This is a genomic window from Mucilaginibacter sp. R-33, assembly GCF_049949235.1.
In the GTDB taxonomy this organism is placed as follows: domain Bacteria; phylum Bacteroidota; class Bacteroidia; order Sphingobacteriales; family Sphingobacteriaceae; genus Mucilaginibacter.
The window spans coordinates 336,752-349,081 of sequence record NZ_CP188089.1; the positions used below are offsets into that span (position 1 = coordinate 336,752).

At 43.4% G+C, this 12,330-nt stretch carries 14 protein-coding genes; 5 read left to right on the top strand and 9 right to left on the bottom strand.

Going from position 1 to position 12,330, the window contains the following annotated elements:
• The first annotated feature begins 4 nt into the window (after positions 1-4).
• Positions 5-1,051 (top strand): class 1 fructose-bisphosphatase, encoded by a 1,047-nt coding sequence (fbp, locus tag ACP26M_RS01590; protein WP_426585550.1) that lies wholly within the window; start codon positions 5-7, stop codon positions 1,049-1,051.
• A gap of 307 nt (positions 1,052-1,358) precedes the next feature.
• Here fbp and katG read toward each other — a convergent pair whose 3' ends face one another.
• Positions 1,359-3,635 carry a catalase/peroxidase HPI gene (gene katG, locus ACP26M_RS01595; protein ID WP_426585552.1) on the bottom strand — a complete coding sequence of 759 codons (2,277 nt, stop codon included), beginning with the start codon at positions 3,633-3,635 and terminating at the stop codon, positions 1,359-1,361.
• A 794-nt stretch (positions 3,636-4,429) separates the two neighbouring features.
• Between katG and ACP26M_RS01600 the strand changes: the two genes are divergently transcribed.
• Positions 4,430-6,385 (top strand): sialate O-acetylesterase, encoded by a 1,956-nt coding sequence (locus tag ACP26M_RS01600; RefSeq protein ID WP_426585554.1) that lies wholly within the window; start codon positions 4,430-4,432, stop codon positions 6,383-6,385.
• 84 nt (positions 6,386-6,469) lie between these two features.
• Here ACP26M_RS01600 and ACP26M_RS01605 read toward each other — a convergent pair whose 3' ends face one another.
• On the bottom strand, positions 6,470-6,820 hold the full coding sequence (locus ACP26M_RS01605) for a nuclear transport factor 2 family protein (protein WP_426585556.1): 351 nt from the start codon (positions 6,818-6,820) through the stop codon (positions 6,470-6,472).
• A 96-nt stretch (positions 6,821-6,916) separates the two neighbouring features.
• On the opposite strand from ACP26M_RS01605, the gene ACP26M_RS01610 reads away from it, so the two are divergent.
• Positions 6,917-7,207: a YciI family protein gene (locus ACP26M_RS01610; RefSeq protein ID WP_090527937.1), complete on the top strand. Its 291-nt coding sequence runs from the start codon at positions 6,917-6,919 to the stop codon at positions 7,205-7,207.
• A 70-nt stretch (positions 7,208-7,277) separates the two neighbouring features.
• Here ACP26M_RS01610 and ACP26M_RS01615 read toward each other — a convergent pair whose 3' ends face one another.
• The 4 genes from ACP26M_RS01615 to ACP26M_RS01630 form a co-directional block, all read right to left on the bottom strand.
• Positions 7,278-7,715 carry a carboxymuconolactone decarboxylase family protein gene (locus ACP26M_RS01615; protein WP_090527934.1) on the bottom strand — a complete coding sequence of 146 codons (438 nt, stop codon included), beginning with the start codon at positions 7,713-7,715 and terminating at the stop codon, positions 7,278-7,280.
• Positions 7,716-7,787: 72 nt separating this feature from the next.
• A complete protein-coding gene (locus ACP26M_RS01620; RefSeq protein WP_354486308.1) occupies positions 7,788-8,360 on the bottom strand; it encodes a Crp/Fnr family transcriptional regulator in 573 nt (190 codons plus the stop codon).
• A gap of 110 nt (positions 8,361-8,470) precedes the next feature.
• Positions 8,471-8,815, bottom strand: coding sequence for a hypothetical protein (locus ACP26M_RS01625; protein ID WP_426585560.1), 345 nt, complete (start codon positions 8,813-8,815; stop codon positions 8,471-8,473).
• 159 nt (positions 8,816-8,974) lie between these two features.
• On the bottom strand, positions 8,975-9,466 hold the full coding sequence (locus tag ACP26M_RS01630; RefSeq protein ID WP_426585562.1) for a hypothetical protein: 492 nt from the start codon (positions 9,464-9,466) through the stop codon (positions 8,975-8,977).
• Positions 9,467-9,660: 194 nt separating this feature from the next.
• Here ACP26M_RS01630 and ACP26M_RS01635 point away from each other — a divergent pair, with 194 nt between their 5' ends.
• On the top strand, positions 9,661-10,017 hold the full coding sequence (locus ACP26M_RS01635; RefSeq protein WP_426585563.1) for a nuclear transport factor 2 family protein: 357 nt from the start codon (positions 9,661-9,663) through the stop codon (positions 10,015-10,017).
• A 57-nt stretch (positions 10,018-10,074) separates the two neighbouring features.
• Here ACP26M_RS01635 and ACP26M_RS01640 read toward each other — a convergent pair whose 3' ends face one another.
• Entirely contained in the window at positions 10,075-10,362 is a 288-nt protein-coding gene (locus tag ACP26M_RS01640) for a DUF3892 domain-containing protein (protein ID WP_426585565.1), read from the bottom strand.
• Between the two features lie 287 nt (positions 10,363-10,649).
• Between ACP26M_RS01640 and ACP26M_RS01645 the strand changes: the two genes are divergently transcribed.
• The gene (locus ACP26M_RS01645) at positions 10,650-11,135 is read left to right on the top strand and encodes a DUF4268 domain-containing protein (protein ID WP_229701691.1); all 486 of its coding nucleotides are present in this window, start codon (positions 10,650-10,652) and stop codon (positions 11,133-11,135) included.
• A gap of 87 nt (positions 11,136-11,222) precedes the next feature.
• Here the strand turns inward: ACP26M_RS01645 and ACP26M_RS01650 are convergent, their stop codons facing one another.
• Entirely contained in the window at positions 11,223-11,612 is a 390-nt protein-coding gene (locus ACP26M_RS01650; protein WP_426585568.1) for a response regulator, read from the bottom strand.
• Between the two features lie 114 nt (positions 11,613-11,726).
• The gene (locus tag ACP26M_RS01655; protein ID WP_188833939.1) at positions 11,727-12,329 is read right to left on the bottom strand and encodes a TetR/AcrR family transcriptional regulator; all 603 of its coding nucleotides are present in this window, start codon (positions 12,327-12,329) and stop codon (positions 11,727-11,729) included.
• Position 12,330 lies beyond the last annotated feature (1 nt).

Below are 12,330 nucleotides of genomic sequence, written 5' to 3' on the forward strand. Positions count from 1 at the left end.
TTATATGAAAGCGGTAAAAACTTTAAGCCAGTTTATCATTGAAAAACAAGCAGAATTTCCTTACGCCACAGGTGAGCTCTCCAGGCTGCTGAGAGATATTGGGATTGCGGCAAAGGTTGTTAACAGGGAAGTTAACAGGGCGGGATTGGCTGATCTGACCCTCGATAACGGTTCGGTAAACATACAGGGCGAAAGCCAGAAAAAGCTGGATGTTTTTGCCAATGAACAGTTTATTTCGGCCTTACAGCACGGCGGCGAATGTTGTGTAGTAGTATCCGAAGAAAGTGATGAATATATTGATATCGACAGTGAGATCTCAAAAAATGCTAAATATATTGTAGCGATAGATCCGTTGGATGGCTCTTCCAACATTGATGTGAATGTGGGCGTGGGCTCCATTTTTTCCATCTACCGCCGAAAAACAACAGACGGAAGAGCTACCATTAAAGATGTTTTACAAAGGGGTACCGAGCAGGTAGCCGCGGGATATGTGATTTATGGTTCATCAACCATGTTGGTTTACACTACAGGGAAAGGGGTGAATGGTTTCACCTTAGACCCCTCACTCGGTGAGTTTTGCCTCTCGCATCCCAAAATGCAAATCCCTGATGATGGCGTCATCTATTCTATAAACGAAGGCTATTATTCTCATTTCCCTGATGGTGTGAAAAAGTATATCAAATATTGCCAGGTTGAAGATGTTTCAACAAACAGGCCGTTTAAAGCAAGATATATCGGATCGATGGTGGCCGACCTGCACCGGAATATGATAAAAGGCGGGATCTTTATTTACCCGGCAAATGCAAGCGATCCAAAAGGGAAATTGCGTTTAATTTATGAATGTAACCCTATGGCCTTCATCATTGAACAAGCCGGGGGAAAAGCCAGTAACGGATACGAACGTATTTTGGACCTGGAGGTTACAGAACTTCACCAGCGTACAGGAATCTTCATTGGTTCAAAAAAGATGGTGACCAAAGCTGAAGAGATGATGAGGCGCTTTTCGCCAATTACAACCAATGTTGACTATAGTTATATGGAATTAATATAAGAAAGCTAAAAGCAGAAAGCACAACGCTAAAAGTTATAAATTGATTTAAAGACAAACCGGGGGAGCGGGGGCGCTATTTAAGTTTACCCGGATTTTTAATTAAAAAACTGTGGGCTATTACTTTACATGTATTACATGTGAATAATAGCCCAACAGTGTATTCATAAATGACATTAGGGGTAGAGGGACTGTCATCCTGAGCTTATCGAAGGATGCGCAGAGGCCCTACCCGCCATGCTTCGACAAGCTCAGCATGATACCCATTTTTTACCAACGCTATACTTGTTTTGCAGCGCTGGCTTTAATATTAAGCCAGATCAAACCTGTCGAGGTTTATTACCTTGGTCCAGGTAGCTACAAAATCTTTTACAAATTTGTCTTGTCCGTCGGCGCTTCCGTATACTTCGGCAATAGCCCTTAGCTCGGCATTGGAGCCAAACACAAGGTCGGCACGGGTTGCCGTCCATTTTACCGCGCCGGTAGCACGGTCACTGCCTTCGTAAAGTTCCCTATCGGGAGCCGTAGCTTTCCATGCGGTGCCCATATCAAGCAGGTTTACAAAAAAATCGTTGCTAAGCACACCTTCGCGCGCGGTGAATACGCCGTGTTTTGATCCGTCAAAATTAATATTCAATACACGCAGACCGCCCAACAATACGGTTAATTCAGGAGCTGTCAGGGTGAGCAGGTGTGCTTTATCAATCAGCAATTCTTCGGTTGATACCGCAAATTTTGACCTGCGGTAGTTGCGGAAGCCATCGGCTGCCGGTTCAAGATAGCCAAAGGATTCTACATCGGTTTCCTCCTGCGAAGCATCGGTACGGCCCGGAGTGAACGGAACGGCGATAGCATGCCCGCCATCTTTAGCAGCTTTTTCAATAGCGGTACTTCCTGCCAGCGCGATCAAATCGGCCAGTGAAACTTTTTTGCCATCGGTTTGAGCGCCGTTAAACTCATTTTGGATGCCTTCAAGCACGCTCAGTACTTTTTGCAATTGCGTAGGGTTGTTTACCTGCCAGTACCTTTGCGGGGCCAGGCGGATGCGGGCGCCATTTATACCACCGCGTTTATCCGTACCGCGGAAGGTAGAAGCAGAAGCCCATGCTGTTGAAACCAGTTCAGTTACACTTAAGCCCGATGCCAGTATTTTCCCCTTTAAAGCAACAACGTCGCTTTCAACTATCGGGGCATAATTGGCAGCCGGGATAGGGTCTTGCCAAAGCAGCACCTCTTCAGGCACATCGGTGCCCAGGTAACGCGCCCTCGGCCCCATATCGCGGTGTGTTAATTTATACCACGCGCGTGCAAAAGCATCAGCAAATTGATCCGGGTTTTCCAGGAAACGCCTTGATACCTTTTCATAGGCAGGGTCAAACCTTAACGCCAGATCGGTAGTAAGCATGGTTGGTAAACGCTTTTTCGAAGCATCATAAGCATCAGGGATGATAGCTTCGGCGTTTTTAGCAACCCATTGGTGCGCGCCGGCCGGGCTTTTGGTTAATTCCCATTCAAAGCCAAACAGGTTTTCAAAAAAGTTATTGCTCCATTTGGTTGGGGTTGTGGTCCAGGTTACTTCAAGGCCGCTGGTTATGGTATCAGCACCTTTGCCCGAGCCATAACTATTGTGCCAGCCAAAACCCTGTGCTCCAATGTCAGACGCTTCAGGCTCCTTGCCTACGTTATCTGCCGACGCGGCACCGTGGGTTTTGCCAAAAGTATGGCCGCCTGCTATCAATGCAACGGTTTCCTCATCGTTCATGGCCATGCGGCCAAATGTGTCCCGGATATCTTTAGCAGCCATGATGGGATCGGGGTTGCCGTCCGGGCCTTCAGGATTTACATAAATCAGGCCCATTTGCACGGCGGCGAGTGGTTTTTCGAGATTGCGTGTGTGAATATCACCGTCTGCGTCATCATCTGACACCAATACACCATGCCCTTCCTGTACACCCGGCGAACCATGTGCATAACGGATATCACCGCCCAGCCAGGTGGTTTCTGAACCCCAGTATACTGATTCATCTGCTTCCCAGGCATCCTCGCGGCCGCCGGCAAAGCCAAAGGTTTTAAAACCCATTGATTCAAGTGCTATGTTTCCGGTAAGGATCATCAGATCGGCCCATGAAATTTTGCGGCCATACTTTTGCTTAATAGGCCAAAGCAGCCTGCGGGCCTTATCAAGGCTCACATTATCGGGCCAGCTGTTAAGCGGCGCGAAACGTTGCAAACCTGCTCCGGCACCTCCGCGGCCATCACCTACGCGATAGGTGCCGGCACTGTGCCAGGCCATGCGGATAAACAAGCCACCATAGTGGCCAAAATCTGCCGGCCACCAATCCTGCGAGTCGGTCATAAGCGCGTGCAGGTCTTTTTTTACAGCTTCAAGGTCGAGGCTTTTAAAGGCTTCAGCATAATTAAAATCTTCGTCCATAGGGTTTGATAGTGAAGAGTTTTGCCGAAGGATATTAAGCTTTAGCTGGTTAGGCCACCAATTGTGGTTGCGTGTACCGCCGCCGCCAACATTGTGCTTCATTGTACCGTTGTGAAACGGGCATTTACTGATGTCATTTGATCCGTTTTCCATAATTATAGTTATAAATTGAATAGACTGCTTAAACCGCCGTTGGGTATTAAGTTTTATAAAAGTAGGATGTTAATAGCAACAATCACAATCAATTAATTCTATAAGCGGATAGCTAAAAGCTATAACATAGTTGATGATGGCCGGGCTTAAAAAATGGTAAAAAGATGTGATTATATCCGCCAAATTGGATGTGCCGGTAACTGTAACTTATAATCTTTATATTAATTAATAGGTAAAAAACACCTTTTTTACATCCTTCTTGATCTTTTTATTAACGAAATGTTTAGTTTTGCATCAACCCTAAACTTATCAGTATTGAAAAAAATATCCTATCCTGTAACAATAACCCTATCAAGGTCGTCTTCTTGAAATATGAAGATGTTAACGGCTGTGTCCGGTTGATTGGATTAACGATGTGTTTTTGCTGAAAAATTTACGGTATAATTTAAACATACCAGGCAGCGTTTAATGCTGCCTAACGATATTCCCGATAGTTCTTTAATGAGTATTTTCATTGTAAAATACAGTTTTAGTTAAAAAAACAATGTGTTAGCCAGGGATAGCACATTGTTTATTCGCCTTCCGGGCCAGCTCATTTTATCCAGGCACTTTCTCCCATTATTCTTCGAAACTTATAAATGCAAATTCCTTACTGACCATTGATATGCTGCATTCGTTAGCCTTACAGAAATGAATTGTTTATTAAATGTTGCCAGGACGTTTTTTAATTTGTCGGTTACACTTAACTTAGGGCCAGTCAATTCGTCAATAATTACCGTATTAAACCTAAATTAATGAACCTTAAAAAGTGTTTATCCATACTAATCGGAAGTGTATTGCTTAATGCCGGTGCATTTGCCAAAGTGATCATGCCGGGTGTTTTTAGCGATAATATGGTTTTACAGCAAAAAACCATGGCTCGGGTTTGGGGCAAGGCGAATGCGGGTAAAACAGTAACCATTACCTCTTCATGGAACAATAAAACCTATACAACCATTGCCGATGCTGATGGTAACTGGAAAACGAAGATCAAGACGCCATCGTACGGAGGGCCTTACCAGGTAACTATAACCGACGGCAGCGACCCGGTGGTTTTAAATAATGTACTGATAGGAGAGGTATGGATTTGCTCGGGCCAGTCGAACATGGAAATGCCCGTGGCCGGTTGGGGCCAGGTAAATAACTATAAAGAAGAAATAGCCAACGCAAATTATCCGGAGATCCGTTTGTTACAGGTATCGCAGGCAACGAGCCTTACCCCGCAAACCAATATTAAAGTTGCCAATAACGGCTGGATGGTATGCTCACCTCAAACTATCGGCGAATTTTCGTCGGTAGCTTATTTTTTTGCCAGGGAGATCAATAAACAGGTTAAAATTCCTATCGGCCTCATCAGTTCAAACTGGGGGGGTACTATGATCGAAGCCTGGAGCGATGAAAACACGCTTACTAATAACCCGGTTTTCAGCGCACAGATCAAACAGCAGCAGGAATCTGCTAAAACAGAAACGCCATTAACCTTTGCACAAAAAATGGATGCTTGGAACAAACTTGCCGCCGCTGCTGATTGGGGGTATACCAATAATAACGCGTTTAATCCTGATACTGCCGGCTGGCGGAGCATGTTGCTGCCCCAGTTTTTTGAAAAAGGCGCTTTAGGAGATTTCGATGGCGTTGTTTGGTTCCGTAAAAAGATCATCATTCCTGCAGCCTGGGCCGGGCAGGATGTAAAGATTAGCCTGGGTAAGATAGATGATAATGAAATAACATTTTTTAACGGTGAAAAGATAGGCGCTACGGATGGTTACACACAGTCGCGTAATTACATTATTCCTACTGCAAAGGTAAAGGCCGGGGAGTCGGTGATCACCGTGCGGGTTTTTGACAGCGGTGGCGGTGGCGGTCTGTACGGCGCCGATGAAATGCAATTGGTATCAGCATCGGGTGAAAAGATCTCCTTAGCCGGTACCTGGGATTATAAAGTTGGTTTTAATATAAAAAGCCTGCCGCCAATGCCTGTTGCCAATAACCCGAACCGGTTGGCTGTGTTGTATAATGCGATGATCAATCCGCTTACACCTATGGCTATCCGTGGTGCTATCTGGTACCAGGGCGAAGCCAATACAGGCAGGTCGGACCAGTATAAAGAATTATTTGAGGGCATGATAAACGGCTGGCGCACCATTTGGAACGAGGGCAATTTTCCGTTTTATTTTGTACAGTTAGCTAACTGGCAAAAACGTGAAGCCGACCCCGTTGCATCAGGATGGGCAGAGTTGCGGGAGGCTCAAACCCAAACACTTGAACTGCCTAACACTGGCATGGCCGTAGCTGCCGATCTGGGCGAAGCTGATAATATCCACCCAAAAAATAAACAGGAAGTTGGCCGGAGGCTGGCATTGGTCGCGCTTGATAAAACCTATCATAAAAAACAGCCCTATTCCGGGCCGATGTACAAATCACAAAAAATCGAGGGTGATAAAATTGAATTAAGCTTTAATTATACCGATGGCGGTTTAAAAGCACAGGGAGGCGACAATATGCAGGGTTTTGCCATAGCCGGTGAAGATATGAAGTTTCATTGGGCTACCGCTGTTATAAAAGGCGATAAGGTTATAGTGAGCAGCCCGGATGTTACAAACCCGGTTGCCGTAAGGTACGCCTGGGCCAATAACCCGGTAAGTTCGTTGTACAATGGCGTCGGATTACCGGCTTCGCCTTTCCGCACGGATAATTGGGCAGGGAAGTAAATAACAGAGTATAACGTAACCATCTTCTAAAATCCAGACTTACGAAGTTTCTAAAATTTCGTAAGTCTTCAACTGTTCTATTACTTACAACAATGGTCTCGGATCAAATATTACCCTGATGGAGTTTATCTTACCATCAACCACATGATACCACCCGCAGCTGAATATGGTGGCGCGGTCCATATCAATATCAAAAAAGATACATACATCATCGCCATCGCTAAACACACGTTTAATATCATATTTTAGCTTCATGTGCTGCATATCAGTAAAATAGGCATCGGCACCGTCGCGCTGGCCAAGTACGCCTATAAATTTCAAGTCGTCTGCCACGCAATTGCGGGCCTCTGCAAAATTTTCTTCGTTTAATGCTTTTATGAAGGAAAGCACCACGTCATTGGCGCTGCCAACTGTTGCACCTGCTTCTGTTGTCATAGGAATGGTTATTTAAGGTTACAAAATGATTTAATATAACCATCAATAATTATTCCCTTACTTATCCATTCAGTAATAATTCTTAAATTTATTAGGATGAAAAAGCATTTCGTAATTAAACTGACCGGCAACCGCCCAACGTTTCCTAACGATATGACCGATGACGAACGCGTTATTATGCAAGCTCATTCCGAATATCTGAAAGGGAAAATGAAAGAAGGCCTGGTGCTTATTTTTGGCCCGGTTTTCGACCCGAAAGGCGTTTATGGCCTTGGCATCCTTACAGTTGATGACGAGGCTCAGGTGCACGAAATTATTGCCAATGATCCGGCCAATGTTTTAGGTACTTATGAAGTGGCGTTGATGATGGCCTGGATATCGGCTTAGTTTTAAGTTAACAAGAAAGCCGCCCGGTAATGCAGGCGGCCTAAAATCAAAACAACAAAATTAAAAAGGATTAATCGAGTGGTGGCTGAAGTTGGGTAGTTACACCAATGCGGTTCCAGGCATTGATGGTGATGATAGCCATAATCACTTGTGCCAGGTATTTTTCGTCAAACAATTCTGCGGCTTTTTTATAGGTTTCGTCAGATACGCGGCCGGCGATCAGGGTTACTTCTTCGGTAAGGGCTAATATTGCACGTTCCTGCTCATCAAAGAAAGGTGCTTCGTGCCAAACACTGATGTTATAGATGCGGCGTTCGGTTTCGCCGGCTTTGCGTGCATCTGTAGTGTGCATATCCACGCAGTAAGCACAGCCATTAATTTGTGAAGCGCGGATCTTGATCAGGTCTTTATGACGGGTGGTTAACTCAGTGCTTTCGATGTATTTTTCAAGGGCAAACATGGCCCTGTATGCAGCCGGTTCGGCGATGTTGATTTTTAAGCGATTCATGTTTTTTTCTTTTTTGTTAATACAAAATTGGGGATAAACATGGCCTCAAAAAATGAACTGAGTTTAAGAAAATCAGATTTTTTTAGCCCTGAGCCGGCTCAAAAACTGCGGGGTAAAGCCTAAATAGGATGCCAGCATGTATTGGGGCACCCGCTGAACAAAAGCTGGAAACAAACCGGTGAAATGGCGATAACGCTCCTCATCGTTTTGATTAAAGATATAACCTATGCGGCGCTGTGATGCAATGAAAGCTTTTTGCATCATGATCCGGAAATAACCTTCCATCTGCGGAACCGCTTCAAATAATGCTATACGGTTCTTTTCGGTAAGCAACAGCATTTCTGAAGCCTCAATGGCTTGGATATAGGTTGTGGCGGGCTGGTGATTAAGCAGGCTGTCCTGATCGGCTATCCACCAGTTTTCAAGACCAAACTGGATGATCTGCTCATTGAGCTTGTTATTAACAAAGTATTGCCTCACCAGGCCTTTGGTTACAAAATAGTTACCAGCACAAAGTTTGCCGGGTTCTAAGATGAATTCCTTCTTTTTAAAGTTCTTAGGCTCAAAATGCCGGCAAATGGTTGCCTCATCAGCCTCTGATAGCTGAACATATCGTTTAATGTGGTTGATGAGTTCGGGATACATAAATCAGGCGCGATTTGGTTAGCGCAAATCTCACGAATTAGATTGAATTGCGCCAATTAGAGTTATATCTCCGGCAAAATAAATGTTATTTATATTAAAGCCCCAATTGATTATGCAGTGAGATGTTTCCATATCGTCCAATGTTCTTTCGCCAAATTTTTGATCTGATGCTGAACTATAGACAGCTTTAGTTCTTGATAGTTTTTGTGGTAATAGGTTGATAGTTTCGCTACCTTTTCATCGCCTGCAATCAGGTATAGATATTCGTTCGCATTTTTCTTGCCAGATATCGAATAGGTCAAAAAACCTTCTATATCGCTTATTTTATAAACTTTTTTTAAGCCAAATCCAAACCAGCGAACCCTGATTACTGTGTCACCTTCAATAACTATTTTATGGGCTTTATGATTTAGTTGATACCCTATCAAACTACAGATAGTCCAATTAAATATCATATAAGGAAATATTAGGAAATGAAGGGGCTTACCATGAGCAAAAAAAATATCGAAATTAATGAAAATAAAAAAAACTATCAGGCAGTTCAAAAACAGGCACATCAGTATAAGGAATTTAGGCCAAAATTTGAACTTGGATCTCATTTGTCTAATACATCATCAATAAACTTTACCTGTACCATCAAGTTCTGCCTTTTCCTCATACCCTAAATTTAAATCATCTTCAATTTTTTGCTTTGTCGGGCGCAAATAAATAAAGTATGCTATGATAGCCCCGGATATACCCAAAAAGATCAAATTACCGGTTAGCATGAAGCTCACAATAGCAAAAAGGGAAGGCCCCTCTAATAAAGCAAACCTCACGATCAAGGCAGATTGATAAGCAGCGAGTTTAGTCTTCAACGGACTTTGGCCGTCAATTTTGTTCACCAATGTTTTAAATAATATGTTGCTTACGGCAAGACCAGTAAAGGCCATTATGGGTACAACATAAATGAACACGTTATCACGCTGCCCAATAGTTGTTTTGTTAGTTATCATGAAAGTTACTGCGGCAAACATAATTTGTCCGGCTATCAGAGCGAGGTGGATTATCGATATAGTTTTCAGGAAGGTATTGGGGCTTTGAACTACCGGCTGTTTATTTATCATGTTAAGGTTGGTTATCTTGAGGCAAGATAAATAATAGAAATGACTTGAAGGTTATTTGTGATGGAATAATATCAATTGAAGAATTGTACTTTTTGAATCATATAAGTCATATAGCACCCCGATAATGGCATTTTTGCCCCTCTTCGCCTGGCCACATTAGGCTTAACTTTATCTCAAAACAAAAACATACTATCATGACAACTAAAGAAATTGTACAGCAGGTTATCGACGCTTTTGATAATAATGACGTCGAAAAGATCTTAAGTTTTTTTGCCGACGACGTAAAATGGACTATGAAAGGCTCATCTGTAACTATTATGAACGGGAAGAATGAAGTGGAGCAATTTTTAGGCGGAATGGAAGACGTGAAAATGGTGTCATCAACCAAGGATCACATTTTAGTGGAGGGTAACACCGCAGCTGTTGACGGCCTTGTTCAGTGCAAAGACAAAGATGGCAAAGAAATGGCTATGTACTATGCCGATTTTTATGAGCTGGAAAATGATAAGGTGAAAGCAATTACATCGTACATAGTTGATAAAAAGGAGTAAATTGTTTTTAGTGGCGAAAGGTAAAGGTTAAAGGCGAAAGGTTTTGACCTTTGCTATCTAAACTTCTTCCAGTGTCAACAGGTTGTCGATACCGGCCCTGTCGGTTAGGGATTTGAGGTGCTTTTTGCCGCCGTTTTCGGGTTTTACTATAGTAAGATAGGTTTTGCCCCGCTCGGTGCTTACATAAAAAGCCTGGCTGTTGGCTTCGATACGGGCAATGGCTTCAGCTACGGAGATCACTACCCTCGGCCTGTCTAACGATTCATAATAACCGATGTGGGTTATTTGCTCTTGTGTACTTGAGGCTTTGGGTTTGTCAATACAGTTTATCTGGTAGCTTGCCATAAAATATGAGTGTGGTATTTGTAAAGATATGGTTTAATAAGTAATAAGAAGGTTAGAAGAAAGTCATTAAAAGCGTTATGCTTGGGGTGTCAGCGTGCGTCTTTCGAAGGTCACACGCGAAAAGATTAAAATTGGGTGTCATGGGTAGCCTGTCGAAGTATGGCGGGCAGGCCTCTGCGCACGAGTCTTCGACAGGCTCAGACTGACAGCTCTTCCTTTGTTATATCGCCTTCAACGTTCACCCTGTTTCAAACTCAGGATGGCGGTTTATTTTAAAAACCTTACTTTTGCCCCTCATTAATCCCGGTAAATTGTACTCAAAAGAGCAGGCAACTCAACTAAAACAGGCGTTCTGGACAGCGTTTGGGCAATACCTCAAACCCCAGCTTTCGGCCGATGGCCTGCGCACTAACTGGGTTAATTATAAAACTGGTATCAAGCACCTGTACTTTAAAATGGAAGCTGATAAAAAGTCTGCCTTTATAGCTATTGAAATGAGTCATCCCGATGCTGATATCCAACAATTGATGTTTGATCAGTTTGTTGAGCTAAAGAATGTCCTAAACAGCCAGCTTGAGGAAGAATGGGACTGGGAGTTGCATACTACCGATGAGTATGGTAAAACAGTGAGCCGCATTATTAAAACCCTACCCGGCGTAAGTGTATTTAACCAGCAGGACTGGCCCGCGCTGATCTCTTTCTTTAAACCAAGAATTATCGCGCTTGATGAGTTTTGGAGCATAGCGCAGTATAGTTTTGATTTGTTCAGGTAGATCGAATAAATTTCCTGAACGGATATGGTGAAAAACTTACGAAGTTTTTAAAACTTCGTAAGTTTAAGAGTGCAATAAGAAAAATCTTTAAACGATGTGTGCCACATCATCACCGGCTGCCAAAAAGCAATGGTTAACTGTGTCGATAACATCGCTCAAATTAAAAGGCTTGGCAATAAAAGCATCGGAACCATAGCTGCCTAATGATTCCAGCACACGCGGGTAGGCCGATACCATCACCACCGGGATATGCGCCGTGGCCGGGTTTGTTTTTAGCATGTGGCAAAGTTCGCCACCGTTTATACCGAACAAAATGTAATCCAAAATTACAAGGTCGGCGTTAGCTGATAGGGCCGCCTTGCATATGTCATCAGTATAGTTCAGTACCTCAACTTCATAGTGCTCCATTTCCAGAGCTTCTTTCATCACTTCCAAAATATCCTCGCTATCATCGAGGATCAAGATCTTTTTTGACATAATTAATAATTGGTAAAGAAGATAACGCGGGGGACGTTTCTTTTGTTTTCAAAGTTATATCCAATTATTGTAACAATCAAGTAACAACCTGTAGCTCTAAGATATTGTTATTATTTACAGCTTCAGGTTATCTACGAGGTTATGAACAGATGCCAAAACGATATCCAAATTTGCAGGAGAATCTGTCACTTTCGAGATCATGATACCGCCCTCAATAAGCGCTATCATGCTTAAGGCCGTTTCTGTAGTGTTGATGCCCGGCTTAAGCTCGCCTGCATCGATGCCTGCTTTAATGAGGTTTTCGATGCCCGTTTTCCAACGGATCACCGCCCTGGCGGCTTTATCTTTCAGCAATGGGTTGGTGTCGTCGGCATCAACAGCAGTATTCAGAATAGGGCAGCCGCCGGGAATAAAATCACCCCGCGTAAAACTGTGGTATACCTGGGCATAAACCAATAATTTGTCATGGTAGCTGGTAGCCCGCTGAATCCGCTCCTGGATCTGTTTGCGCACCTTGCCCGAGTTATATTCAAATACTTCGGCAGCTACTTCTTCCTTATTTTTAAAGTTACCGTAAATACTGCCCTTGGTGAGCCCGGTAGCCTCGGTAAGATCGGAAAGGGATGTGCCGGCATACCCCTTTTTATTAAATACGGGTGAGGTACGCTCAATAATGAATTGACGTGTACGTTCAGCTTTTGACAATTCGTTTTCCATA

Bases quoted from the DNA above. Each gene is read 5' to 3' on its own strand.
- ACP26M_RS01605 (WP_426585556.1), bottom strand. From the start codon at position 6,820: ATGACAACAGAAGCAGGTGCAACAGTTGGCAGCGCCAATGACGTGGTG.
- ACP26M_RS01630 (WP_426585562.1), bottom strand. From the start codon at position 9,466: ATGATAAATAAACAGCCGGTAGTTCAAAGCCCCAATACCTTCCTGAAA.
- ACP26M_RS01610 (WP_090527937.1), top strand. From the start codon at position 6,917: ATGAAAAAGCATTTCGTAATTAAACTGACCGGCAACCGCCCAACGTTT.
- ACP26M_RS01620 (WP_354486308.1), bottom strand. From the start codon at position 8,360: ATGTATCCCGAACTCATCAACCACATTAAACGATATGTTCAGCTATCA.
- ACP26M_RS01650 (WP_426585568.1), bottom strand. From the start codon at position 11,612: ATGTCAAAAAAGATCTTGATCCTCGATGATAGCGAGGATATTTTGGAA.
- fbp (WP_426585550.1), top strand. From the start codon at position 5: ATGAAAGCGGTAAAAACTTTAAGCCAGTTTATCATTGAAAAACAAGCA.
- ACP26M_RS01635 (WP_426585563.1), top strand. From the start codon at position 9,661: ATGACAACTAAAGAAATTGTACAGCAGGTTATCGACGCTTTTGATAAT.
- katG (WP_426585552.1), bottom strand. From the start codon at position 3,635: ATGGAAAACGGATCAAATGACATCAGTAAATGCCCGTTTCACAACGGT.
- ACP26M_RS01640 (WP_426585565.1), bottom strand. From the start codon at position 10,362: ATGGCAAGCTACCAGATAAACTGTATTGACAAACCCAAAGCCTCAAGT.
- ACP26M_RS01600 (WP_426585554.1), top strand. From the start codon at position 4,430: ATGAACCTTAAAAAGTGTTTATCCATACTAATCGGAAGTGTATTGCTT.
- ACP26M_RS01625 (WP_426585560.1), bottom strand. From the start codon at position 8,815: ATGATATTTAATTGGACTATCTGTAGTTTGATAGGGTATCAACTAAAT.
- ACP26M_RS01655 (WP_188833939.1), bottom strand. From the start codon at position 12,329: ATGGAAAACGAATTGTCAAAAGCTGAACGTACACGTCAATTCATTATT.
- ACP26M_RS01615 (WP_090527934.1), bottom strand. From the start codon at position 7,715: ATGAATCGCTTAAAAATCAACATCGCCGAACCGGCTGCATACAGGGCC.